Here is a 21,144-nt window from a genome sequence, read left to right as displayed (position 1 = left end):
TCTCACCAGCGTGAGCGGTGAGGAGGTGATGGGAATGACGTACGAGTTGCTGTTTCAGGATGACGAATTCGTCTGCGGTGCAATCATGTTCGCGACCGGCGAGCTGGGCGAGTGACCGCTCGCCCTGCTCAGGGGCACATGAAGGAGATCGGTGGGCAGACAAAGGTGCCCGCCGGAAGTGGCCCCTCGGCCCATACCCCTCCGGATACCTGGTGCACTTCGTGGCAGGTGTACATGTCCCAGCCTGCCGCCAAGTCCCGGATCTGCGACCACACGGGATCTCCTGGGCACCAGGTGCCGTGACCGACAGGGTCGTACCTCAGATCCGCGTGTGCGGTCGCGGCACCCGGCCCCAGGGCGGTGAGCCCCAGAGTGGCGATTGCGCCGAACCCAGTGATCAGAACGCCGGTGAGAGTCCGCTTCACCGTGTTGGCCATGATGTGTCCCTCTCTGTGTGCGCGCCAGCGTAGGCGCGGCAGGGTCGTATCTCCCGGCCAAATCAACACCCGCGACGCGGCTACCGATCCCAACTTTCGTGTTCACGCAGATCGGGCACCTGTCGTCGTCGGTCAGGCGGCGCCTGCCTTGCGCAGGGCGGCGTCTGTCGCTTCGCGGATCGGGCCACGCCAGAGCGGCCCGTGGCCGGGTGCCAGAATCTCGGTCTCCACCTGCGCCAGTACCGACAGTGTCTTGATGCAGTTCTGTTGGCTGTAGCTGAAGATGGCGGGCAACAGCTGGGGCCCGTCGTGGCGAATGAGCGGATGGCCGGTGATCAGTGCGTCGCCGCTGGCCAGCACCCCGTCCACCAGATACGAGCAGTGACCGTTGGTGTGTCCGGGACTGAAGACAGGCTGCGGGTGGCCGGGCAGCCCGGCGGCGATGTCCGGTGTCAACGGCCGGGTGCCGGGGATCCCGTCGCGGATCAGCCCGCCGCTGCGCACCACGTGCACCGTCCACGCCGCCCACCGCGGCCGCCAAATGCGAAGTGCCAGATCGTGAATCGCCACTTGTTCGAGGTAGTCCCGCTTGGCGTGGCCGACCTCGTCAGCGTGGCAGTAGACCGGCGTGCCGTGCTCGGCGGCGAACCAGATCGCGGATCCCATGTGGTCGATGTGGGCATGGGTGAGCAGGATCGCCCGCACGTCGCCCGGCCCGTACCCCAGCGTGCGCAGCGAGGTCAGCACCTCCTCGCGGTCGCCCGGATAGCCGGCGTCGATCAGCATGACTCCGGTGTCGTCGGTGACCAGCGTCCAGTTGACCGCGGGGCCATGAGCGAGGTGGACCTTGTCGGTGATCTGAACAAGCTGTGTGTGCCCGGACATGGCTATCAGCCTAAAAGCCGCGAGGAGTAGAAAAGACTAGTGGCTGAACTGAAACTGGGATACAAGGCGTCCGCTGAACAATTCGCACCTCGTGAACTCGTGGAACTGGCCGTCCTCGCCGAAGGGCACGGCATGGACAGCGCCACCGTCAGCGATCACTTCCAGCCCTGGCGGCACAAGGGCGGGCACGCTCCGTTCTCGCTCGCCTGGATGACCGCCGTCGGCGAGCGCACCGAAAGGCTGCAGCTGGGCACCTCGGTGCTCACGCCGACTTTCCGGTACAACCCCGCTGTCATCGCGCAGGCGTTCGCCACCATGTCCTGCCTGTATCCGGGCCGTGTTTTCCTGGGGGTCGGCACCGGCGAGGCGCTCAACGAGATCGCCACCGGTTACGAGGGCGACTGGCCGGAGTTCAAGGAGCGCTTCGCCCGGCTGCGCGAGTCGGTGCGCCTGATGCGCGAGCTGTGGCGTGGTGACCGCGTCGACTTCGACGGCGAGTACTACCGCACCAAAGGCGCCTCCATCTACGACGTGCCCGAGAGCGGTGTGCCGGTCTACATCGCCGCTGGAGGTCCGGCGGTGGCCAAGTACGCCGGTCGCGCGGGCGACGGTTTCATCTGCACCTCCGGCAAGGGCGAGGAGCTCTACACCGAGAAGCTGATACCGGCCGTTTTGGAGGGTGCAGCGGCGGCGGGCAGATCTGACGACGACATCGACAAGATGATCGAAATCAAGATCTCCTACGACACCGATCCGGATCTGGCGCTGGAGAACACCAGGTTCTGGGCGCCGCTGTCGCTGAGCGCCGAGCAGAAGCACAGCATCGACGACCCGATCGAGATGGAGAAGGCCGCCGACGCGCTGCCCATCGAGCAGATCGCCAAGCGCTGGATCGTCGCCTCCGACCCCGACGAGGCCGTCGAGAAGGTCGGCCAGTACGTGTCGTGGGGTCTGAACCACCTGGTGTTCCATGCGCCGGGGCATGACCAGCGACGGTTCCTGGAGTTGTTCGAGAAGGACCTGGCACCGCGGCTCCGGAAACTTGGCTGACACGCCAGCCGTGCCCGCCTCCAGCATCTACATCGCGGCGCCGGAATCGGAGACCGGCAAGTCGACGATCGCGCTGGGGCTGATGCACCGGTTGGCCGCCACCGTCGCCAAAGTCGGTGTGTTCCGGCCCATTACGCGTCTCGATGGCGAGGACCGCGACTACATTCTGGAGCTGCTGCTCGAGCACTCCACGGCGGGCCTGACGTACGAACAGTGCGTCGGCGTCACCTACCAGCAACTGCACGACGACAGCGACGCCGCGATCGCCACCATCGTCGACGCCTACCACGCGGTGGCCGCGCACTGCGATGCGGTGGTGATCGTCGGGAGCGACTACACCGACGTCACCAGCCCGGCCGAACTCTCGGTCAACGCCCGCATCGCGGTCAATCTGGGCGCCCCGGTGCTGCTCACGGTGCGCGGCAAGGGTCGCACTCCCGACGAGGTCGCCAGCGTCGTCGAGGTGTGCCTGGCCGAACTGTCGGCTCAGCGGGCGCACACGGCAGCCGTCGTCGCGAACCGGTGCGAGCCGGATGAGATGCAGGCGGTCGCGGAGGCGCTCCGCAAATTCACGCCACGCGCCTACGTACTTCCCGAGGAGCCGTTGCTGGCCGCGCCGACGGTGGCCGAGCTGACCAGAGCGGTGAAAGGGACGACCGTTCGCGGTGACGAACAACTGGCTCAGCGCGAGGTGATGGGCGTCATGGTCGCCGGCATGACGGCCGACCACTGCCTCGAGCGGCTGCGCGAAGGGATGGCGGTGATCACCCCGGGCGACCGCTCGGACGTGGTGCTCGCGGTCGCCAGTGCCCATGCGGCGGATGGGTTTCCGTCGCTGTCATGCCTGATCCTCAACGGCGGGTTCGACCTGCACCCCTCGATCGCGGCCCTGGTCGCCGGGCTACGGCTGCGGCTACCCATCATCGCTACCGCGCTGGGCACCTACGACACGGCCAGCGCGGCGGCCACGGCCCGCGGCCGGGTCACCGCCTCCTCGCAGCGCAAGATCGACACCGCACTGCAGCTGATGGACCGGCACGTCGACGTCGACGACCTGCTCGAGCAGCTCACCATCCCGATCCCGACGGTCATCACGCCGCAGATGTTCACCCACCAGTTGCAGGAGCGGGCCCGGGCGAACCGTCAGCGCATCGTGCTGCCCGAAGGCGAGGACGACCGGATCCTGCGCTCGGCCGGACGGCTGCTGCAGCGCTCCGTCGCCGACCTGACGATCCTCGGGGACGAATCCCAGGTGCGTTCGCGGGCAGCCGAACTCGGCGTCAGCCTGGACGACGCGACGGTGATCGACCCACGCAGCAGCGATCTGCACGAGCAGTTCGCCGAACAATACGCCGAGCTGCGCAAGGCCAAGGGTGTCACGCTCGAGCAGGCCCGCGAAGTCATGAACGACGCAACGTATTTCGGCACCATGCTGGTGTACAACGGCAAGGTCGACGGGATGGTGTCCGGTGCGGTGCACACCACCGCGCACACCGTGCGCCCGGCACTGCAGATCATCCGCACCGTGCCCGACGTGTCCACGGTCTCCAGCATTTTCCTGATGTGCCTGCCGGACCGCGTGCTGGCCTACGGCGACTGCGCCATCATCCCCAACCCGACCACCGAAGAGCTGGCCGACATTGCGATCTCCTCGGCGCGGACGGCCGCTCAGTTCGGCATCGAGCCGCGGGTGGCCATGCTGTCCTACTCGACCGGCGCCTCGGGATCCGGTGCCGATGTCGAGAAGGTCAGGAAGGCAACCGAATTGGTGCGCTCGCGGGATCCGCAGCTGCTCGTCGAGGGTCCCATCCAGTACGACGCCGCCGTCGACCCGTCGGTTGCGGCGACCAAGATGAGCGACTCGCCGGTGGCCGGCCGCGCTACCGTGCTGATCTTCCCCGACCTGAACACCGGCAACAACACCTACAAAGCGGTGCAGCGTTCCGCCGGGGCCATCGCGATCGGTCCGGTGCTGCAGGGCCTGCGCAAGCCGGTCAATGACCTGTCCCGGGGCGCGCTCGTCGAGGACATCGTCAACACCGTTGCCATCACCGCGATTCAGGCGCAGGGCATCCATGAGTGAGCGTCTGGTCCTGGTGGTGAACTCCGGATCCTCCTCGCTGAAGTTCCAGCTCGTCGACCCCGATTCCGGTGAATCACGCGCGGGCGGCACCGTCGAACAGATCGGCGAGCCCTCGTCGCCGATCCCCGACCACGAAGCGGCGCTGCGCCGCGCGTTCGAGATGCTGGACGACGACGGCATCGACCTGCAGCGGTGTGGGCTGGCGGCGGTCGGGCATCGAGTGGTGCACGGCGGCAACCATTTTCACCTTCCGACACTGCTGAACGACGAGGTGATCCGCGAGCTGGGCGAGCTGTCGCCGTTGGCCCCGCTGCACAATCCGCCCGCCGTGCAGGGCATCGAGGTGGCACGCAAGCTGCTGCCCGACGTCCCGCACATCGCGGTGTTCGACACGGCCTTCTTCCATCACCTGCCGGAGGCCGCCGCCACTTACGCCATCGACCGCGACCTCGCGCAGAAGTGGCAGATCCGCCGCTACGGATTCCACGGCACCTCACACGAATACGTCAGCCGTCAGGCCGCGGCCTTCCTGGGCAGGCCGCCCGGCGAACTGAACCAGATCGTGCTGCACCTGGGTAACGGCGCATCGGCGTCCGCCGTCGCGGGCGGACATCCGGTCGAGACGTCGATGGGGTTGACACCGCTGGAGGGCCTGGTGATGGGCACCCGCAGCGGCGACATCGACGCGGGCGTTTTCAGCTACCTGTGGCGCACAGCCAAGATGGACGTCGACGAGATCGAGTCAATGCTCAACAAGCGGTCCGGGGTGCTGGGCCTGTCCGGCGAGCGGGACTTCCGGCGGCTGCGGACGATGATCGAATCCGGCGATGCCGCAGCCAAATTGGCGTACGACGTGTTCATCCACCGGCTGCGCAAATACATCGGCGCCTACCTGGCTGTGCTCGGGCACACCGACGCAATCAGCTTCACCGCCGGGATCGGCGAGCACGATGCGATCGTGCGCCGGGATGCATTGGCGGGGCTGGACGAACTCGGAATAGAGCTCGACGAGCAACGCAATGCCGAGGCGGCTTCCGGGGCGCGCCTGATCTCGGCGGCTGATTCCCGGATCGCGGTGCTGGTGGTGCCGACCAACGAGGAACTCGCGATCGCCCGGGACTGCGTGAGCCTGCTATAGGAAACCCAGGCTGGTGCGGCCGGCGCCCACCGCGGGGACCGGATCGGTGCCGAGCGTCCGAACCAGCAGCTCGTGGTAGATGTCCCGAAAGTCTGTGCGGTACTTCAGGTCTCCGTGGTCAAGGTCGGTGAGGCTGGGCTCTTCGCCGTAGAATCCGCCTTTGACCGGGACACCGGCGACGAACACCGGCCCGGCGGTGCCGTGGTCGGTGCCCTGCGACGCGTTGGCGGCCACCCGGCGACCGAACTCCGAGTACGCGAGCACCACGACGTTGCGGCCGCACCGGTCGCCGGCCATCTGCTGCAGGAACGGGGTGAGGGCTTCGTCGAAGGTCTGCAGCAGCCGTTGCTGCGTGCCGCGTTCGTCGGCGTGGGTGTCGAAGCCCCCGAGGTGCACCATGTACACGCGTGCCGGCACCCGGGCCGTGATCGCGGCGGCCACCATGCCCAGCCGGCCGGCCAGAGCGTTGTCGGACTGGGCTGCCGTCAGGTTCTCGAACGCCGCGTCCGTCGACAGCGCGGCGCGATAGGACCGGCGGACCGCGGACATCGCTGGGGTGTCGCCGGGGTCGTCGGCGCTCAGGGTCTGGATGGTCGGCCGGAAAGCGTTGTCTCGGTGGCCGGTCCCCGTGGTGGACAGTGCTGCCGCCGTTTGCTTTTCGCCCACCGACAGCAGCGGCAGCACGCTGCCGACGCTCACCGCGCGCAGCGGATCGTCACCCGTGGCATCCAGCCAGCGCCCGATCCAGCCCGTGGCCACCGGCTCGGACGGCGACGCGGTCTGCCAGATGTCCATGGACCGGAAGTGGCTGTGATCGGGTTTGGGATAACCCACCCCGCGCACGATCGCGAGCTCCCGCTTGGTCCACAGCTCGGCCAGCCCCCGCATCGCCGGGTTGAGTCCCAGCCGGTCGTCGAGGTGCAACACGTCTTCGGCGGCGTAGGCCAGCTCCGGGCGGGCGTCGTGATAGGCGTTGTCGGCGTAGGGGATGAGAGTGTTGATGCCGTCGTTGCCGCCGTAGAGGGTGACGATCACCAGAACCCCGGCGTCGTCGGCCAGCGGTCGCTCCTGCGCCGCGTGCAGCAGGTCGTCCCAGCCGACCGCCACGGTGCCGGACAACAGGCCGAGCGCGCCGACGCCGGCCCCGGCTATCAGGAATTTGCGGCGGTTCACGAGGTCAGGTACTCCGGGGTGTTGACGGCCGCGGCGACCAGCTGCGCCGGTCTACGGACCAAGGGGCGCAATGCATCCGCAGAGCGGTCGGTCCACGCACCCACACCGATCAGATATCCGACCGCGTCGATGCGGTCGCCGGCGGCGGTGCTTTCGATCGCCGACAGGTCCGCGGCGCGGACGAGTTGAAGCGCGGCGCGCCACCGGGTGCGGGCCGACGCGGTGGACAGCCAGACCTGGCCCCGCGGCCAGCCATTGACGTCGGTGGGGAAGAAGGGGCGCTGGCCCAGCGCCTTGAGCGTGCTCTCGATCAGCTTGTCGTGGTCGCCGGAACTCCCGAGCGCGCGGATCACCCCGATCAGCCACTCGACCGGGGTGTTGACGACGGTCGCACGGCCACCGGTGAACTCGTCGGCGGTGAGGACGGCGCGGGTCAGGGCCCTGAGGTCGCGCTGGGGGCCGTAGGCGGCGACGATGCGGTCCAGCGCCGGCGCGGACGGCGGTTCGTCGGACACCAGTTGTTGCCACAGGCGCCCCGCGACGTGAGCCGCGGAGTCGGGGCGGGCCAGTACCGCATCGCAGAAACCGGCGGCGTCGAAGCCCGCGGTGACCCCGAAGAGGGTTTTCGCTCCGGGGTCGTGACGGCGGGCGACCAACACCGCCCGGCCGTCGCTGATCGTCCACCCGGTCAGCGCACGTGCGCCTTCGCGCACGTCGTCCTCGGTGTAGCCGTTGCTGTGGCCGAGGGTGAACAGCTCCATGAATTCCCGGGCCAGGTTTTCGTTCGGGGCTTTGGCCGTGTTGAGTTGCCCGTCCAGCCAGCGCAGCATCGCGGCGTCGGTGAGCATCGTGTACGCCAGCGTGCGGAAGTCGCCCAGCTTCAGGGTGCGCAGCTTCTGATTCTGCGCCGCCATGTACGCCGCGATCCGCACCTTCTGCGCGGAAGTCGCAAAGTGGTTGTGCCACAACAGGGTCAGTTTCTCGTGTAGCGGCAGCTCGACGGCGGTCATGCGACGCAGCCACCACCGGGTCAGTTCGTCGTTCTGTTCGGAGAGCCGGCGCCGGTACTGCGTCCGCGCTGCTGTGGTCGCGCCTTTGCCGGGCGGTTGCGGGGGCGGCAGCGACGGTATGGGGGTGGCGAGCGCGCCGCGGTCGGCGTCGGGGTCGGTGGCCAGGGCGGCGTCTATGTAGCTCGACCAGTCCTGCGTGACGACCGCGTCGACCTCGGCGCCGGTGACGCCGAACCCGCTCCTGCGTAGGGCGCGGGCCGTCATGATCCACCGTGGGGACTGCCCGGCCATAGTGAACCACTGTCGCGTCCGAACCTATGTTTTCGCTGAGTGTGGCTGTGGATGCAGGTATGCGCCGCACCCGGGTGCCATGCGAGCGTGCCGGCATGAGCGATATCCCGGGCCCGTTCATCGGCAGCGAGGCTCTGGCGTGCGGAACGCTGAACTGGCATCAGCTGCGTAAGCGGTACTGGGCGGTGTTCCCGAACGTCTACGTGCCAAGAGGCCTGCAGCCCTCGCTGCAGCAGCGGATTGTCGCGGCGTGGCTGTGGTCGCGGCGGAAGGGGACGGTCGCGGGTGCGGCCGCAGCCGCATTACACGGTGCGAGGTGGATTCCTGACGACGTGCCGATCGAGCTGGTGCACCCCAACGCGCGGGCGCCGCATGGCGTGCTGACTCGGCGCGATGTGCTGCTCGACGGTGAAGTCCAGGTGCTCGGCGGCCTTGCCGTCACCACCGCGGAGCGCACCGCATTCGACATCGGCCGGCGCGGTGCCGTTCGGTCGGCGGTGGCGAGGCTCGATGCCCTAGCTCGCGCAACGGATTTCAAGACCGACGACGTAGTGACCATCGTGCAGCGGCATCCCGGCTCGCCCGGATTGCGGCGTTTGGAAACGGCGCTCGAGCTGGTTGACGCCGGGGCGCAGTCGCCGCGGGAGAGCTACCTGCGGCTGTTGCTCATCGATGCCGGTTTCCCGCGGCCGCAGACGCAGATTCCGGTACCGGGCGCCGACGGCTTTCCGGTGGCCTACCTGGATCTGGGCTGGCCGGAGTCGATGGTCGCGGTCGAATACGACGGAGATCAGCACCGTACCGACCGGCGGCAGTACGTGAAAGACATCAGGCGTCTGGAAATGCTCGAGCGGATGGGATGGATCGTCGTTCGCGTGGTCGCGGAGAACGATCCAGCCGCAATTGTGCGACGCGTCCGTGCTGCCCTCGAGGCGGCCGCGGAACGTTCGCGAGTGTGACTGTGCGCCTGCTGCTTTGACAGTGCGGCTACCGTCGAGATCCGCCAGGATTTCGACGGTAGCCGCACACTCGATGGAAAGGGAAAGCGGAAAATCAAAAGGCGGCCGACGCCCGCCCCGGCCTTCAGCGCCCGAATAGGCTTGGCGTGCTTGAGGAAAGAGCACACTCACTCGTAGGGCCGGGGTGCGGGCCGCTCGGCTGGGTCTATTGAGATGCCATCACCTGCCTTTCGCTGCTCGGTTGCACGGGTGTTCACGGGGAAGCCGGAGGGCTGCGCTGGACGGCACGCACCGGATATGCCGGTCCCCGCCGCGGCGTCAGCGGCATGGACGCCGACACCGGCGGCGCGGGCCGCCGGCGATCAACCGCCACGGCCGCACACAAGATCGCCTCGACCTCGGCCATCAGCTCGGCGACTTCAGGGTCCAAGGCGTCCAGGTCCAGCTCAGCCGGCATCAACAGACTGGTCATCGCCGGACCTCTCAGGCGTTGATGACCTGATGTCCGTTGCTCCGCCCGACCGCGATCTTGCGGGGTTTCGCCCTCTCGGCCACCGGAATTCGCAGCGTCAGCACTCCCGTGTCGTAGGACGCCTCGATCTTCTCGGTGTCGAGGTTGTCGCCCAGCACCAACTGACGACTGAAGACTCCGCGGGGACGTTCGCTGGCCAGCATCTCCCGGCCAGGGTCGATCTCGGGGCGTTCCGCCCGCACTGTGACCACGTTGCGCTCGATGTCGAGATCCAACGAATCCGCATCGATGCCGGGTAGGTCGAATTCCACGACGAATGTCGTGCCGTCACGCCACGCGTCCATCGGCATCACCGACGGACGGGACGCCGTCCCCGACACCGGCCGGGTGAAGCGTTCGAAGTCACGGAACGGATCGGTTCGCATCAGCATCGTCGCCACCTCCAACTCCTAATGTGGTGTCAAAGCCGAAGTAAATATGTGCCAAAAGGCATACATTTGAGATACCACGCCGAGCATCCGAACGCAAGACACTGATACCGACATTTTTCTCAATCCCGTTGCGCGCGTAGAAGTACGGGTCAGAACGTGCTGGTGGGCCGCACCTGGTTGGCCATGTCGACCAGGGTGTAGCGGTGGCGCTGCGTCGGGGCAACCCGAGCCAGGCTGCGCAGCGACGCCTCGACGCCCAGTCGCAGTCCGTGGTCGGTGAACGGGAACCCCAGGATGTGATTCGTGCTGGCTTGATTATTAGCCCGGTTGTCCTGCAGCCAGTCCATCGCGCCACCCAGGACCAGCGCGCGGATCTGCAACACCCGGGGCTCGGTGGGCGGCAGGGCTTCCACCCGGCGCGCGGCGTCGCGGATCTGCTCCTCGGTGATCTCGCTCTGGGATCGCCCGGACAACAGCGTCACCGCACTGGTCAGCCGTGCGGTGGTGAAATGCCTTGAGGTGGGCGGTACTTCGTCCAATGTCTGTACCGCTCCGCTGCGGTCGCCCAAAGCCGAACGGGCCCTGGCCAAGCCGAACGCGGCCGAGATCACGCCGTCGTTGGTGCCCCACACGGTCTGGTAGAACTTGTGCTCGTCCGGTTCGCCGGCCAGTTCGTAGGTGGCAGCCAGCGCGAGTTTGGGCGCCAGCTCGCCGGGGAAGGTGTCGAGCACCTCGGTGAAATTCTTGATCGCCGAGTCGTAGTCGCCGGTGAGCAGACCGGCCACCGCGCGGTACCAGACCAGCCGCCATTGCCAGCCGACCCGCTCGGCCAGATCCTCGAGTTTGCGGGTGGCCTTGCTGACGTCGCCCAGGTCCAGCAGGGCGCGCACCTCCATCAGTGGCAGCTCCACCGACTCGCTGAGGTCGGCTCCCTCGGCGTCCAGCGAGCCGTGGCGGGCCGCGCGCAGCGAATCCAGCGTCTGCACCGGCTGCGAGAGCACCGTCGCCTGCAGCACCGGGGCGGCCACGTCCGTCGGGTCGACCAACGGCACCGACAGCGCGGTGACGATCTCCTTGGCGGTCAGCTTCTCCGAGTGCACCTGGCCGTCCAGGTAGACGTCGGTGTGCGCCACCAGCAGGTCCACCCCGAACGTGGAGCGGCTGGGACTGAAGATCGTGGACAACCCGGGCCGCGGGATGCCGGTGTCCTGGGCCACCACCTCCCGCAGCACGCCCATCAGCTGGCCGGACATCTCCTCGGCGCTGGTGAACCGCCGTCGCGGATCGGGGTCGATCGCGCGGCGCAACAGCCGCGCGAACGAGTCGTACTGGGCGAGCACCGGATCGTCTTCGGGAAGTCCGTCGACGTAGCGGCCATTTCGGGTGCGCAGGCTCATCGTCAGGGCCGCCAGCGTGCGGCCCACGGTGTAGATGTCGGTGGCGACGGTGGGCCCCGTCCGCACGATCTCCGGAGCCTGATAGCCCGGCGTGCCGTAGAGGTAGCCGAACGAGTTGATCCGCGACACCGCGCCCAGGTCGATCAGCTTGAGCTGTTCTTCGGTGAGCATGATGTTCTCCGGCTTCAGGTCGTTGTAGACCAGGCCGATGGAGTGCAGATAGCTCAGGGCGGGAAGGATTTCCAGGATGTAGGCGATGGCCTCGGCGACCGGCAGGTTCTCGCCGCGGCCCCGCTTGAGCGACTGCCCGCCGATGTACTCCATGACGATGTAGCCGACGGGGTCGCCGTGCTTGTCGCTGTGTTCGACGAAGTTGAAGATCTGCACGATCGACGGGTGCACCACTTCGGCCAGGAACTGCCGCTCGGCCATCGCGATCGCCTGAGCCTCGGCGTCGCCGGAATGCACCAGACCCTTGAGCACCACCGGCCGGTCGTTGACGTTGTGGTCCAGCGCCAGGTAGACCCAGCCCAGGCCGCCGTGCGCGATGCAGCCCTTGACCTCATACTGACCGGCGATGATGTCGCCCGGATTCAATTGCGGCAGAAACGAATACGGGCTGCCGCAGTAGGGGCACCAGCCCTCGGAGGTGCCTTTGCCTTCCGAGCCGGAGCGGCCTACCGGCCGTCCGCAGTTCCAGCAGAAGCGCTTCGACTCCGGCACCACCGGGTTCTTCATCAACGCTTTGAGCGGATCGATGTCGGGGGTCCGCGGGATCTCCACCAGGCCGCCGCCCAGCTGGCGGACGGGTGGCAGCGCCCGGGTGGCGACCGACATCCGGTCCTGGGGCTGGGTGTCGACGCTGCCCAGCGAGATCGGGAAGTCGTCTTCATCGTCGTCGTCGAAGTCCGGCCGGAACAGTGCCTGGGTCGCCTGTGGCCGGCCGGTGGTCGCGGTCACCCCGGTCTGCGCCTCCTCCTGCTGGCCGACCGGCTGCGTGCCGGGAGACTCTTCTTCCTGGCCCAGTTCGTCCTCTTGCGCCGGCTTGCCCATCAGTCCACGTACCTCGGCTGCGGCGGCAGGGGGGCGGGGCCGAGCACCGTCAACCACTTGCGGTACAGCGTGTTCCAGGTGCCGTCGGTGCGGATCCGTTCCAGGGTGCCGTTGACGAACCGGACCAATCCGGTGTTGTCCAGATTGATGCCGATGCCGTACGGCTGGGTGGCCATGTTCGGCCCGACGATGTGCAGGTAGGGGTCCTCTTCCACCAGGCCGGCCAGGATCGAGTCGTCGGTGCTCACCGCGTCGATCTGGCGCTGCTGCATCGCCACCAGGCAGTCGGCCCAGTTGACCACCGACACGATCACCGGCGGCGGCGTGATCTCGCGGATGCGGCGCAGCGAGGTGGTACCCCGGGCCACACAGACCCGCTTGCCGGACAGGTCGGACACCTTGGCGATCGCCGAGTCCCGCGGAGCCAGGATGCGCTGGTTGGCATCGAGGTACACGGTGGAGAAGTTCACCAGCTTGCGTCGCTCGCAGGTGATGGTCATGGTCTTGACGACGACGTCGACCTGTGACTTCTGCAGCGCCGTGATGCGCTCGTCGGCCGACAGGATGCGGTATTCGACGTGCGAAGGCCCGCCGAAGATGTCGCGCGCCACTTCGCCGGCGATGTCGACGTCGAAACCGGTGATCTCGCCGGTGATCGGGTCGCGGAAGCTGAACAGGTTGCTGCCGATGTCGAGGCCGACGATCAGCCGGCCACGGGCGCGGATGTTGGCCACCGCGGCGTCGGCATCGGCGCGGTTGGGGAACGGCCGCAGGCTGGCGGTCGGATTGCAGTCCTGGCTGGTGTTGTCCGGCGGCAGCGGGGCTTCCATCGGCAGCTCCTGCATTCCGACCGGAGTCGGCAGCGGCAGCGTGGGCGTCACCTCGACCTTCAGTGGCTCGGAGTGCCCGCAACCGGCCAGCAGGATCGCCGAGGCAATCAGCGCGGCGGCCCGGCGCGCAATCACCGGTACTCCTTCAACCGGGGCCACAGGCCCAGCGCCACCGCGATCGCCGCGCCCAGGCTGAGCACCACCGCGCCGACCTGCGCCCCGGCCAGGCCGCGTTTGGCGTTCAGGACGTCGTTGCGCAGGTGGTTGCGACTCTGCTCCATCGCCTTGGTCAGGGCTTCGTCCAGTTTGTCGAAGGCGGGGGTGGAGTCGTCCTCGCCTTTGCCGAGCGCGACCTGGGTGGCGGCACGGTAGTTCCCCACCGAGATGTAGGCGTTGATCCGGTCGTTGGCCTGCTGCCAGCGCACCAGCAGCTGGTCGGCGCCCTGCAGGTCGGGCTTGTCGACGGCGTCGCGCCGCGCCATGTAGGCGTCCAGCTGGTGGTGCATGGCATCGATGCGCTGGTAGAAAGCCTGCTTGCGGACCTCTTCGTCGCCGCGCCGGATCAGCGACAGCGTCTCGTCGGCCCGGGCCTGCTGGGCGGTGATGGCCAGGTTGGTCACGGTCTTGAGCGACTCGGCCGCCGTGTCCTTGGCGCTGCGGCTGGCCGTCGTCGAGATTGTCAGTGCCGTCCCCACCCAGACCACCATGATGAGAATACCGAGACCGCCCACGACCAGGCCCGGATTGACCCGTCGCCGGGTGCGCCGGGCCAGCCAGCGATGGGCGAACGCGCCGAACGCGACCGTGGTGGTGACGACGAGGATGACGGGCGCCGGGATCTGCGTGGACGCCGTGGTCTCGCTGTCCACCCGGGCCGAAGTCGCCTGATAGAGCTGCTGGGCGTCGGGCAGGATCCGGGACTGCATCAGCCCTGAGGCCTCCGACAGGTACGACGAGCCGACCGGGTTGCCCGCCCGGTTGTTGGTGCGGGCGATTTCGACCAGCCCGGTATAGACGGCCAGTTCGGCGTTGATCCGGCCCAGCAGCTGCACCAGGGTCTCGTCGGTCAAGCCGCTGGAGGCGCGCGTCACCGCGACCGCCGCGTCGGTGATGGCCTGCTCGTAGCGCAGTCGCACGGCCCGCGGCTCGGTCTGGGCGATGAACGCCGTGGCGGCCGCGGCGTCGGCCACCGACAGCGTGGTGTAGAGCCGGCCGGCCGCAAACGACAGCGGCTCGGTGTGTTCGAGCACGGTGGCCAGCACCTGCTGGCGATGGTTGATCGTGGTGGAGGTGGCGAACGCACTCGACACGCCCAGAGCGGCCAGCACGATGCCGATGGTCAGGATGCGCCCGGGCGTGGTGGAGATGAACCACCAGCGTGGATGGGCCGGTTCGGCGGGCGAGCGCGATCCCATCGGCTCGGTCGACGGATGCGCCAGCTCAACCGTCACGTCTGCTCGGACCTCATCTCGGCCATATTACGAACCCGTATAAGCGAATTCTAAGAGCATCTCGCGGCGGATGGGGGGAGGCGTGACCAATTACCTAACCGGGGTCGCGTGCATATCCTGAATCCGTGCAGGGCGACGGTGACGGGTGGGTGATCTCCGAGCGCGGCGCCCATTACTGGGGCCGCTATGGCGCGGCCGGCTTGCTACTGCGGGCACCGCTGCCGGACGGGACCCCCGCGGTCCTGCTGCAGCACCGGGCGGTGTGGAGCCATCAGGGCGGTACCTGGGGTCTGCCGGGAGGTGCCCGGGACAGTCACGAGACCCCCGAGCAGACCGCGGTGCGGGAGGCGCAGGAGGAGGCGGGCCTAGTGGCCGAGCGGCTGACGGTGCGCACCACGGTGGTGACCGCGGAAGTCGCGGGCGTGGGCGGCACGCTGTGGAGTTACACCACCGTGGTCGCCGACGCGGGGGAGTTGCTGGCGACCGTCCCCAACCGGGAAAGCGCGGAGCTGCGCTGGGTGGGCGAGGACGAGGTGGCCGGATTGCCGCTGCATCCGGGATTCGCGGCGAGCTGGGACCGGCTGCGCACCGTGCTTGCCAGCCTGCCGCTGGCGCGCTGAGAGTGAATCTGGCGACGCGACACGCCGCTGGTGCGTCGCCAGATTCACTCTGGGCGCGTGGTCAGTGCCCGTTTGAGCTGTTCGGCGGCGGCTTTCGGATCGGCAGCCGCGGTGATGGCGCGCACCACCACGACGCGGCGGGCTCCGGCGGCCAGCACCTCCGGCAGCCGTTGGGAGTCGATGCCGCCGATGGCGAACCAGGGCTTGTCGGTGCCCAGGTCGGCAGCGGCGCGAACCAGGTCCAGCCCCGGTGCCGGGCGTCCCGGTTTGGTGGGGGTGGGCCAGCAGGGCCCGACGCAAAAATAGTCGACTGCGGAAGCGGCCGCCGCTGCTGCCTCGCCGGCGTCGTGGCTGGACCGGCCGATCAGGGTGCCGGGTCCGACGATGTCCCGGGCGATGTTCAGGGGCAGGTCGCGCTGACCGAGGTGCAGCACGTCGGCGCCGGCGGCGCGGGCGATATCGGCGCGGTCGTTGACCGCGAACAGGGCGCCGTGCCGGCGGGCCGCAGCGGCCAGGATTTCGCAGGCTGCCAGCTCGTCGAGTGCCTCCAGCGGGCCGAACCGGCGTTCGCCGGGCGAGCCCTTGTCCCGCAGCTGGATGATGTCGACCCCGCCGGCCAGGGCGGCGTCGGCGAATTCGGCCAGGTCGCCGCGCTCGCGGCGCGCGTCGGTGCACAGGTACAGCCGTGCCGTGACGAGACGGGAAAGGGGGTCCTGCACACCGCGACGTTAGCGCGCTAGCGTGGAGTCTGAAGAACACACGGGAGTCCCGGGCACCAGCGGGGCTGAGAGTGGGCACTGCGGACCTGCCCTTACCGTCACACCTGATCCGGGTCATGCCGGCGAAGGGAGCACAGGATGCCGGATTCGGTCGCCGTGATCGGCGGCGGCGTCATCGGGCTGTCAGTGGCGCGCCGCGCGGCCCGGGCCGGCTTGCCGGTGACGGTGCACCGCAGTCAGGAACCGGGTGCCTCCTGGGTGGCCGGCGGGATGCTCGCGCCGCACAGCGAAGGCTGGCCCGGTGAGGAACGGCTGCTGCGGCTGGGTCTGGAGTCGCTGCGGCTGTGGCGCGAAGGCTTCCTGGACGGGCTGGACCCGGCGGTGGTGACCGCACGCGAATCGCTGGTGGTGGCCGTCGACCGGGCCGACGTCGCCGATCTGCGCACCGTGGCCGACTGGTTGTCGCAACAGGGCCACCCCGTGGTGTGGGAGTCGGCCGCCCGCGACGTGGAACCGCTACTGGCGCAAGGCATCCGGCATGGTTTCCGGGCACCCACCGAGCTGGCGGTGGACAACCGGGCCGTCGTCGAGGCACTGGCCCGGGACTGCGAGCGGCTCGGCGTCCGGTGGGCGGCACCCGTCGGCGACCTGCGTGCGGCGGACGGCGACACGGTGGTGATCGCCAACGGGATCGATGCGCCCTCATTGTGGCCCGGCCTGCAGGTGCGTCCGGTCAAGGGCGAAGTGCTGCGGTTGCGCTGGCGCAAGGGCTGTATGCCGTTGCTGGGCCGGGTGGTTCGGGCCCGCGTGCACGGGCGTCAGGTTTACCTGGTGCCGCGGGCGGACGGCGTGGTGGTGGGTGCCACCCAGTACGAGCACGGCAGGGACACCGCGCCGGTGGTGTCGGGCGTACGTGACCTGCTCGACGACGCGTGCGCGGTGATGCCGGCGCTCGGCGAGTACGAGTTGGCCGAATGTGCTGCTGGCCTGCGGCCGATGACGCCCGATAACCTGCCCATTGTGCGGCGACTCGACGAGCGGACCCTGGTGGCCGCCGGCCACGGCCGGTCGGGCTTCCTGCTGGCCCCGTGGACCGCCGAACGAATTGTGGCCGAACTCCTTCCGGTGGGGGCCAGTTCATGATCGTGGTGGTCAACGAGCAACAGGTCGAGGTGGACGACCGAACCACGGTGGGCGCTCTGCTGACCTCGCTGGGTTTTCCGGAGCGCGGTGTCGCGGTCGCGATGGGCGACGCGGTGCTGCCCCGTTCATCCTGGGCCACAACGCTTTTCGATGGCGCGCGATTAGAGGTGGTGACGGCGGTGCAAGGTGGTTGACCATAAACTGACGATCGCGGACCGCAGCTTCGCGTCCCGGCTCATCATGGGCACCGGCGGGGCGACCAGCCTGTCGGTGCTGGAGGAGGCGCTGGTCGCCTCCGGAACCGAGTTGACCACCGTGGCGATTCGCCGGGTCGACGCCGAGGGCGGCACCGGGCTGCTCGACCTGCTCAACCGGCTGGGCATCACCCCGCTGCCCAACACCGCCGGGTGCCGCAGCGCCGCCGAGGCCGTGCTGACCGCCCAACTTGCCCGCGAGGCGCTGGACACCAACTGGGTCAAGCTCGAAGTGATCGCCGACGAGCGCACATTACTGCCCGATGCAGTCGAATTGGTGCGTGCCGCAGAACAATTGGTCGATGACGGGTTTGTGGTCCTGCCCTACACCAACGACGACCCGGCGCTGGCCCGACGGCTCGAGGACACCGGTTGCGCGGCGGTGATGCCGCTGGGCTCGCCGATCGGCACCGGGCTCGGCATCACCAATCCGCACAACATCGAGATGATCGTCGCCCGGGCCGGTGTCCCGGTGGTGCTGGATGCGGGAATCGGAACCGCCAGCGACGCGGCGCTGGCGATGGAATTGGGTTGTGACGCCGTGCTGTTGGCCACCGCGGTCACTCGCGCCACCGACCCGCCGGCGATGGCCGCGGCGATGGCCGCCGGGGTCACCGCGGGTTTTCTGGCGCGCCGCGCCGGGCGGATCCCGAAGCGCTTCTGGGCCCAAGCTTCCAGTCCCGCCAAATGAATCGCTATGTCGCGCTGGGTAGTTCGATGGCCGCCGGTCCCGGTATCCGGCCGCGTGCCGACGGTGCGCCATGGCGGTCGGGCCGCTCGGCGCGCAACTATCCGCATCTGGTCGCCACCCGTGCCGGCCTCGAGTTGACCGACGTCACCTACTCGGGGGCCACCACCGAACATGTGCTGGCGGAACGGCAGAACGGTGCGCCGCCGCAGCTCGCGGCGCTGGACGGATCGGAAGCGCTGGTGACGGTCACCATCGGCGGCAATGACGTCGGCTATGTGCCGTTGCTGATGGCGGCCTCACTGCCGTCGGTCACCCGGCATCTGCCGCTGATCGGCGGCCGCATCAGCGATCTGCTGGACCGCGATGCCCGCGAGCTGGCACTGGGCCGGGTGTTCGACTCGCTGTGCGAGGTGGGCCGCTCCATCCGTGGGCGAGCCCCGCGGGCCCGGGTACTGTTCGTCGACTACCTCACGCTGCTGCCGCCCGCCGGGCAGGCGGCGCCGCCGCTGTCTGGCGAACATGCCGATCTGGGCCGGCATGTGGCCGCCACGCTCGAGCATCTGACGGCAAAGGCCGCCGCGGCGACCGACTGTGAAGTCGTGTCCGCCGCGGCGGCCAGCCGCGATCATCATGCGTGGTCGCGACAACCCTGGACGGTGAAATCCGGTGTGCCGCTGCCGGGTCGGCCGGCTCCCTTACATCCCAACGAGGCGGGGATGCGGGCGGTCGCTGACCTGATAGTGAGCCGGCTGTAACGGGGCTCAGCCGTTGGTGCGCCACCACTGGTAGAGCGAGGAGGTGTCGCCGCCCGATGCCCGCACGAAGGCCAGCACGTTCTTGGCGTCCACGGTCCAGATGACCTCGGCCTTACCGTCATCGGTCCCGCAGGCCACCTGGCCGGCTGAGTCGGTGGAGCTGCCCTGGTGCCACACGGTCGGCGACTTCGCGTCGCCGCAATTCGTAAGCGTGTCGCTGCCAATGAGTTTGGTGAATGCGCTGGCGAGGTCGGCGCTGTTGGGGAACTGGAAGTACTTCGCCGAGGCCGGTCCACTGCTGTCGGAGTTCTGCCCGCAGGCCAGTACCGCCTGCACCGTCGGGAACGCCGACTGCACCTCGGAAACCGCTTGTGAGGCACAGTTACTGGAGGAGTAGCCCTTCGATAGCGAGCCGGCGAAGGCGTCGGTGGGGTCGGCGGACGCGGTGGCGACGCCCGTGCAGGCGAAACCACCGACGAGTGCCGCGGTGGTGACGCCCCGCAGCGCGTTCTTCAAATAGGTCATTTTCCAGCTCCTTCAGGGTTGTAGGAAATGCTCCGCAGACACACTGGAAGTCTCTGCGGCCGAACGAATATCAGCCGTTGGTGCGCCACCATTGGTAGAGCGCCTGCACGTCGGTGTTGGATCCCCGGATGTAGCTCAGCACATTCTTGGCGTCGGTGGTCCAGATGATCTCGGCGGCACCCTGATAGGTCCCACAGGCGACCTGTCCGGCAGTGGCGCCCGCGCTGCCGGTGTGCCACGTGGTGGGCGACTGTCCGCTGTCGCCGCAGGCGGTCAGGCTTTCGTCCTTGATGCTGGCGGTGAAACCGCCGTTGAGGTCACCGGTGTTGTTGTACAGCAGGTAAGTCGCCTTGACCGGACCGGCGGCGTCGGCGTTCTGTCCGCAGTTGATGGCGGCCAGCACACCCGCGGGAGGCTCTTTGGCGGTGCAGTTGCTCATCGAGTAGCCCTTTGACAGGGAGCCGGCGAGTGTGTCATTCGGGTCGGCATTCGCCGTGGCGGTGCCTAGCCAGGCAAAGCCGCCCATGAGGGCTGCTGCCGTGGCGGCGCGCAGCACCGTGTTGAGGTGAGACAACTCCTTGGCTCCTTACACGTCGGCGGACCGACACCTGCGACTGCGTTGATATCGGTGAGTGTATTTCTCAAACTCGCCATAGAACAGGGCTTTCATGCCAATTGGCATCGTAGAGCTATGCCCCGGAAACCCAATACATTCCGTCGGCAATTGTCTGTGTGGGCACCGATCAATACCGGCGCCGGAAGATCCGGCGGCCACTCATACGGCTGGGCGCCGCGGCCGGAAATCACGCTCTAGCAAGGGGTTTGACGCCGCTACCGGGGCACCGCAGCACCGTGCCGGCGCGACCGCCGGGACGGCGCCGGAGGTGCCCCAAAAGCAATTTCAGATTGGTGATGCCGTCGAGACTGCTCTCCGGTATGGTAAGCCTCGCTTCACGCCAGCTAACTATTTCGATCTGGAGAATCCATGACACAACCACCGCCTCCCGGTTACCCGCCGCAGCAGCCGCCGGCAGGCCAGCAGCCCGACAACTACCTGGTCTGGTCGATCCTTGCGACGCTGTTCTGCTGTCTGCCTCTTGGGATCGTGGCGATCGTCAAGTCGACGCAGGTCAGTGGTTTGTGGGCGCAGGGTCAGTACGCCGAGGCACAGGCGGCGGCAGACAGCGCCAAGAAGTTCGTGAAGTACTCCGTGATCGCCGGCGTGGTCGGCGCCGTCATCTACGGCGTCATCATCGCGCTGGGTGCGATGAACACCGACACCAGCTCGGCGGCCATGATGATGGTCGACGCACTGAGCCTGGGCTGATCCGATGGTGACCCGCCAAGGGTCGGTGCCCGCGAAACTGGGTGCGCGATTGAGCGCCCCAGTGTTCGTGGCCGCAGCCTCGGCTGTGGCGTGCGCCGGCATTTGGCTGGGTGACCCGACGACCCCGAACGGTCCGCTGCCAACCTGCCCCACCAAAGCGCTGCTGGGTATCGACTGCCCGGGATGCGGCAGCATGCGAATGCTGTACAGCCTCATGCACGGTGATGTGTTGGCGGCCGCCAAGTTCAACGCGCTCGGCCTGGTGGCTGTCGGACTCCTGGTCTGGGCGTACCTGGCGTGGACGTACGGCCGGCTGGCCGGCCGGCGGATCCGGGGTTGGCAGCACAATCGCTGGGCCGCCATCGTGACCCTGTCGCTGGTGGTGGCCTGGTTTGTGGTGCGAAATCTGCCCTTTGCCCCATTCAGCGCGCTGTACGTGTGAGATTGCCT

Annotated in this window: 23 protein-coding genes and 1 riboswitch; of the genes, 11 read left to right on the top strand and 12 right to left on the bottom strand. The window is 68.1% G+C overall.

Annotated elements, in window-relative coordinates; genetic code table 11:
• Window positions 1-128: 128 nt before the first annotated feature.
• Together QXK92_RS15985 and QXK92_RS15980 are read right to left on the bottom strand one after the other, a co-directional pair.
• Window positions 129-437 carry a hypothetical protein gene (locus QXK92_RS15985; protein WP_306242763.1) on the bottom strand — a complete coding sequence of 103 codons (309 nt, stop codon included), beginning with the start codon at window positions 435-437 and terminating at the stop codon, window positions 129-131.
• Window positions 438-569: 132 nt separating this feature from the next.
• Complete coding sequence (locus QXK92_RS15980) at window positions 570-1,322, bottom strand: MBL fold metallo-hydrolase (protein WP_306242762.1); 753 nt, start codon at window positions 1,320-1,322, stop codon at window positions 570-572.
• 39 nt (window positions 1,323-1,361) lie between these two features.
• On the opposite strand from QXK92_RS15980, the gene fgd reads away from it, so the two are divergent.
• From fgd to QXK92_RS15965, 3 genes are read left to right on the top strand one after another with little or no spacing between them, the layout of a single operon-like run.
• Entirely contained in the window at window positions 1,362-2,372 is a 1,011-nt protein-coding gene (gene fgd, locus QXK92_RS15975) for a glucose-6-phosphate dehydrogenase (coenzyme-F420) (protein WP_306242760.1), read from the top strand.
• A 10-nt stretch (window positions 2,373-2,382) separates the two neighbouring features.
• Window positions 2,383-4,455, top strand: coding sequence for a phosphate acetyltransferase (gene pta, locus QXK92_RS15970; protein ID WP_306242758.1), 2,073 nt, complete (start codon window positions 2,383-2,385; stop codon window positions 4,453-4,455).
• Window positions 4,448-5,593 carry an acetate kinase gene (locus QXK92_RS15965; protein ID WP_306242756.1) on the top strand — a complete coding sequence of 382 codons (1,146 nt, stop codon included), beginning with the start codon at window positions 4,448-4,450 and terminating at the stop codon, window positions 5,591-5,593. The genes pta and QXK92_RS15965 overlap by 8 nt, the downstream gene beginning before the upstream one ends.
• Here the strand turns inward: QXK92_RS15965 and QXK92_RS15960 are convergent.
• Both QXK92_RS15960 and QXK92_RS15955 read right to left on the bottom strand, forming a co-directional pair.
• A complete protein-coding gene (locus QXK92_RS15960) occupies window positions 5,588-6,766 on the bottom strand; it encodes a DUF1501 domain-containing protein (RefSeq protein WP_306242754.1) in 1,179 nt (392 codons plus the stop codon). The two genes, QXK92_RS15965 and QXK92_RS15960, sit on opposite strands and share 6 nt — an antisense overlap.
• A complete protein-coding gene (locus QXK92_RS15955; RefSeq protein ID WP_306242752.1) occupies window positions 6,763-8,067 on the bottom strand; it encodes a DUF1800 family protein in 1,305 nt (434 codons plus the stop codon). Before QXK92_RS15955 ends, QXK92_RS15960 begins: the two co-directional genes overlap by 4 nt.
• A gap of 95 nt (window positions 8,068-8,162) precedes the next feature.
• Here QXK92_RS15955 and QXK92_RS15950 point away from each other — a divergent pair, with 95 nt between their 5' ends.
• On the top strand, window positions 8,163-9,026 hold the full coding sequence (locus QXK92_RS15950) for a hypothetical protein (RefSeq protein WP_306242750.1): 864 nt from the start codon (window positions 8,163-8,165) through the stop codon (window positions 9,024-9,026).
• A gap of 253 nt (window positions 9,027-9,279) precedes the next feature.
• On the opposite strand, the gene QXK92_RS15945 is transcribed toward QXK92_RS15950, so the two are convergent.
• The 5 genes from QXK92_RS15945 to glnX form a co-directional block, all read right to left on the bottom strand.
• Window positions 9,280-9,498, bottom strand: coding sequence for a hypothetical protein (locus QXK92_RS15945; protein WP_306242748.1), 219 nt, complete (start codon window positions 9,496-9,498; stop codon window positions 9,280-9,282).
• 11 nt (window positions 9,499-9,509) lie between these two features.
• Window positions 9,510-9,929 carry an Hsp20/alpha crystallin family protein gene (locus QXK92_RS15940; RefSeq protein ID WP_306244473.1) on the bottom strand — a complete coding sequence of 140 codons (420 nt, stop codon included), beginning with the start codon at window positions 9,927-9,929 and terminating at the stop codon, window positions 9,510-9,512.
• A 149-nt stretch (window positions 9,930-10,078) separates the two neighbouring features.
• Window positions 10,079-12,379, bottom strand: coding sequence for a serine/threonine-protein kinase PknG (locus QXK92_RS15935; protein WP_306242746.1), 2,301 nt, complete (start codon window positions 12,377-12,379; stop codon window positions 10,079-10,081).
• The gene (locus QXK92_RS15930) at window positions 12,379-13,344 is read right to left on the bottom strand and encodes a glutamate ABC transporter substrate-binding protein (protein WP_306242744.1); all 966 of its coding nucleotides are present in this window, start codon (window positions 13,342-13,344) and stop codon (window positions 12,379-12,381) included. The genes QXK92_RS15935 and QXK92_RS15930 overlap by 1 nt, the downstream gene beginning before the upstream one ends.
• Window positions 13,341-14,660, bottom strand: coding sequence for a protein kinase G-activating protein GlnX (gene glnX / locus QXK92_RS15925; protein WP_306242742.1), 1,320 nt, complete (start codon window positions 14,658-14,660; stop codon window positions 13,341-13,343). Before glnX ends, QXK92_RS15930 begins: the two co-directional genes overlap by 4 nt.
• Window positions 14,661-14,785: 125 nt before the next feature.
• Here glnX and QXK92_RS15920 point away from each other — a divergent pair, with 125 nt between their 5' ends.
• The gene (locus QXK92_RS15920; protein ID WP_306242740.1) at window positions 14,786-15,280 is read left to right on the top strand and encodes an NUDIX hydrolase; all 495 of its coding nucleotides are present in this window, start codon (window positions 14,786-14,788) and stop codon (window positions 15,278-15,280) included.
• A gap of 44 nt (window positions 15,281-15,324) precedes the next feature.
• On the opposite strand, the gene thiE is transcribed toward QXK92_RS15920, so the two are convergent.
• Window positions 15,325-15,999: a thiamine phosphate synthase gene (gene thiE / locus QXK92_RS15915; protein ID WP_306242738.1), complete on the bottom strand. Its 675-nt coding sequence runs from the start codon at window positions 15,997-15,999 to the stop codon at window positions 15,325-15,327.
• A 30-nt stretch (window positions 16,000-16,029) separates the two neighbouring features.
• Window positions 16,030-16,147, top strand: a riboswitch (TPP riboswitch).
• On the opposite strand from thiE, the gene thiO reads away from it, so the two are divergent.
• The 4 genes from thiO to QXK92_RS15895 all read left to right on the top strand — a co-directional run bounded on the left by thiO (window position 16,138) and on the right by QXK92_RS15895 (window position 18,842).
• Window positions 16,138-17,142: a glycine oxidase ThiO gene (gene thiO / locus QXK92_RS15910; protein ID WP_306242736.1), complete on the top strand. Its 1,005-nt coding sequence runs from the start codon at window positions 16,138-16,140 to the stop codon at window positions 17,140-17,142. Its footprint overlaps the riboswitch before it by 10 nt.
• On the top strand, window positions 17,139-17,336 hold the full coding sequence (gene thiS, locus QXK92_RS15905) for a sulfur carrier protein ThiS (RefSeq protein ID WP_306242734.1): 198 nt from the start codon (window positions 17,139-17,141) through the stop codon (window positions 17,334-17,336). The genes thiO and thiS overlap by 4 nt, the downstream gene beginning before the upstream one ends.
• On the top strand, window positions 17,329-18,087 hold the full coding sequence (locus QXK92_RS15900) for a thiazole synthase (RefSeq protein ID WP_306242732.1): 759 nt from the start codon (window positions 17,329-17,331) through the stop codon (window positions 18,085-18,087). Before thiS ends, QXK92_RS15900 begins: the two co-directional genes overlap by 8 nt.
• Complete coding sequence (locus QXK92_RS15895; protein WP_306242731.1) at window positions 18,084-18,842, top strand: SGNH/GDSL hydrolase family protein; 759 nt, start codon at window positions 18,084-18,086, stop codon at window positions 18,840-18,842. The genes QXK92_RS15900 and QXK92_RS15895 overlap by 4 nt, the downstream gene beginning before the upstream one ends.
• A 6-nt stretch (window positions 18,843-18,848) precedes the next feature.
• Here the strand turns inward: QXK92_RS15895 and QXK92_RS15890 are convergent, their stop codons facing one another.
• Window positions 18,849-19,367, bottom strand: a complete 519-nt coding sequence (locus tag QXK92_RS15890) for a serine/threonine protein kinase (RefSeq protein ID WP_306242730.1) — start codon at window positions 19,365-19,367, stop codon at window positions 18,849-18,851.
• 70 nt (window positions 19,368-19,437) lie between these two features.
• Entirely contained in the window at window positions 19,438-19,941 is a 504-nt protein-coding gene (locus tag QXK92_RS15885; RefSeq protein WP_306242729.1) for a serine/threonine protein kinase, read from the bottom strand.
• Between the two features lie 411 nt (window positions 19,942-20,352).
• Between QXK92_RS15885 and QXK92_RS15880 the strand changes: the two genes are divergently transcribed.
• A complete protein-coding gene (locus QXK92_RS15880; protein ID WP_055580426.1) occupies window positions 20,353-20,694 on the top strand; it encodes a CD225/dispanin family protein in 342 nt (113 codons plus the stop codon).
• 4 nt (window positions 20,695-20,698) lie between these two features.
• Window positions 20,699-21,136, top strand: coding sequence for a DUF2752 domain-containing protein (locus QXK92_RS15875; RefSeq protein ID WP_306242726.1), 438 nt, complete (start codon window positions 20,699-20,701; stop codon window positions 21,134-21,136).
• Window positions 21,137-21,144: the final 8 nt, after the last annotated feature.

This window comes from Mycobacterium sp. TY815 (assembly GCF_030755135.1).
Lineage (GTDB): Bacteria > Actinomycetota > Actinomycetes > Mycobacteriales > Mycobacteriaceae > Mycobacterium.
The sequence above is the reverse complement of the archived record's forward strand: the minus strand, read 5'-3'. Positions and strand labels throughout refer to the sequence as shown.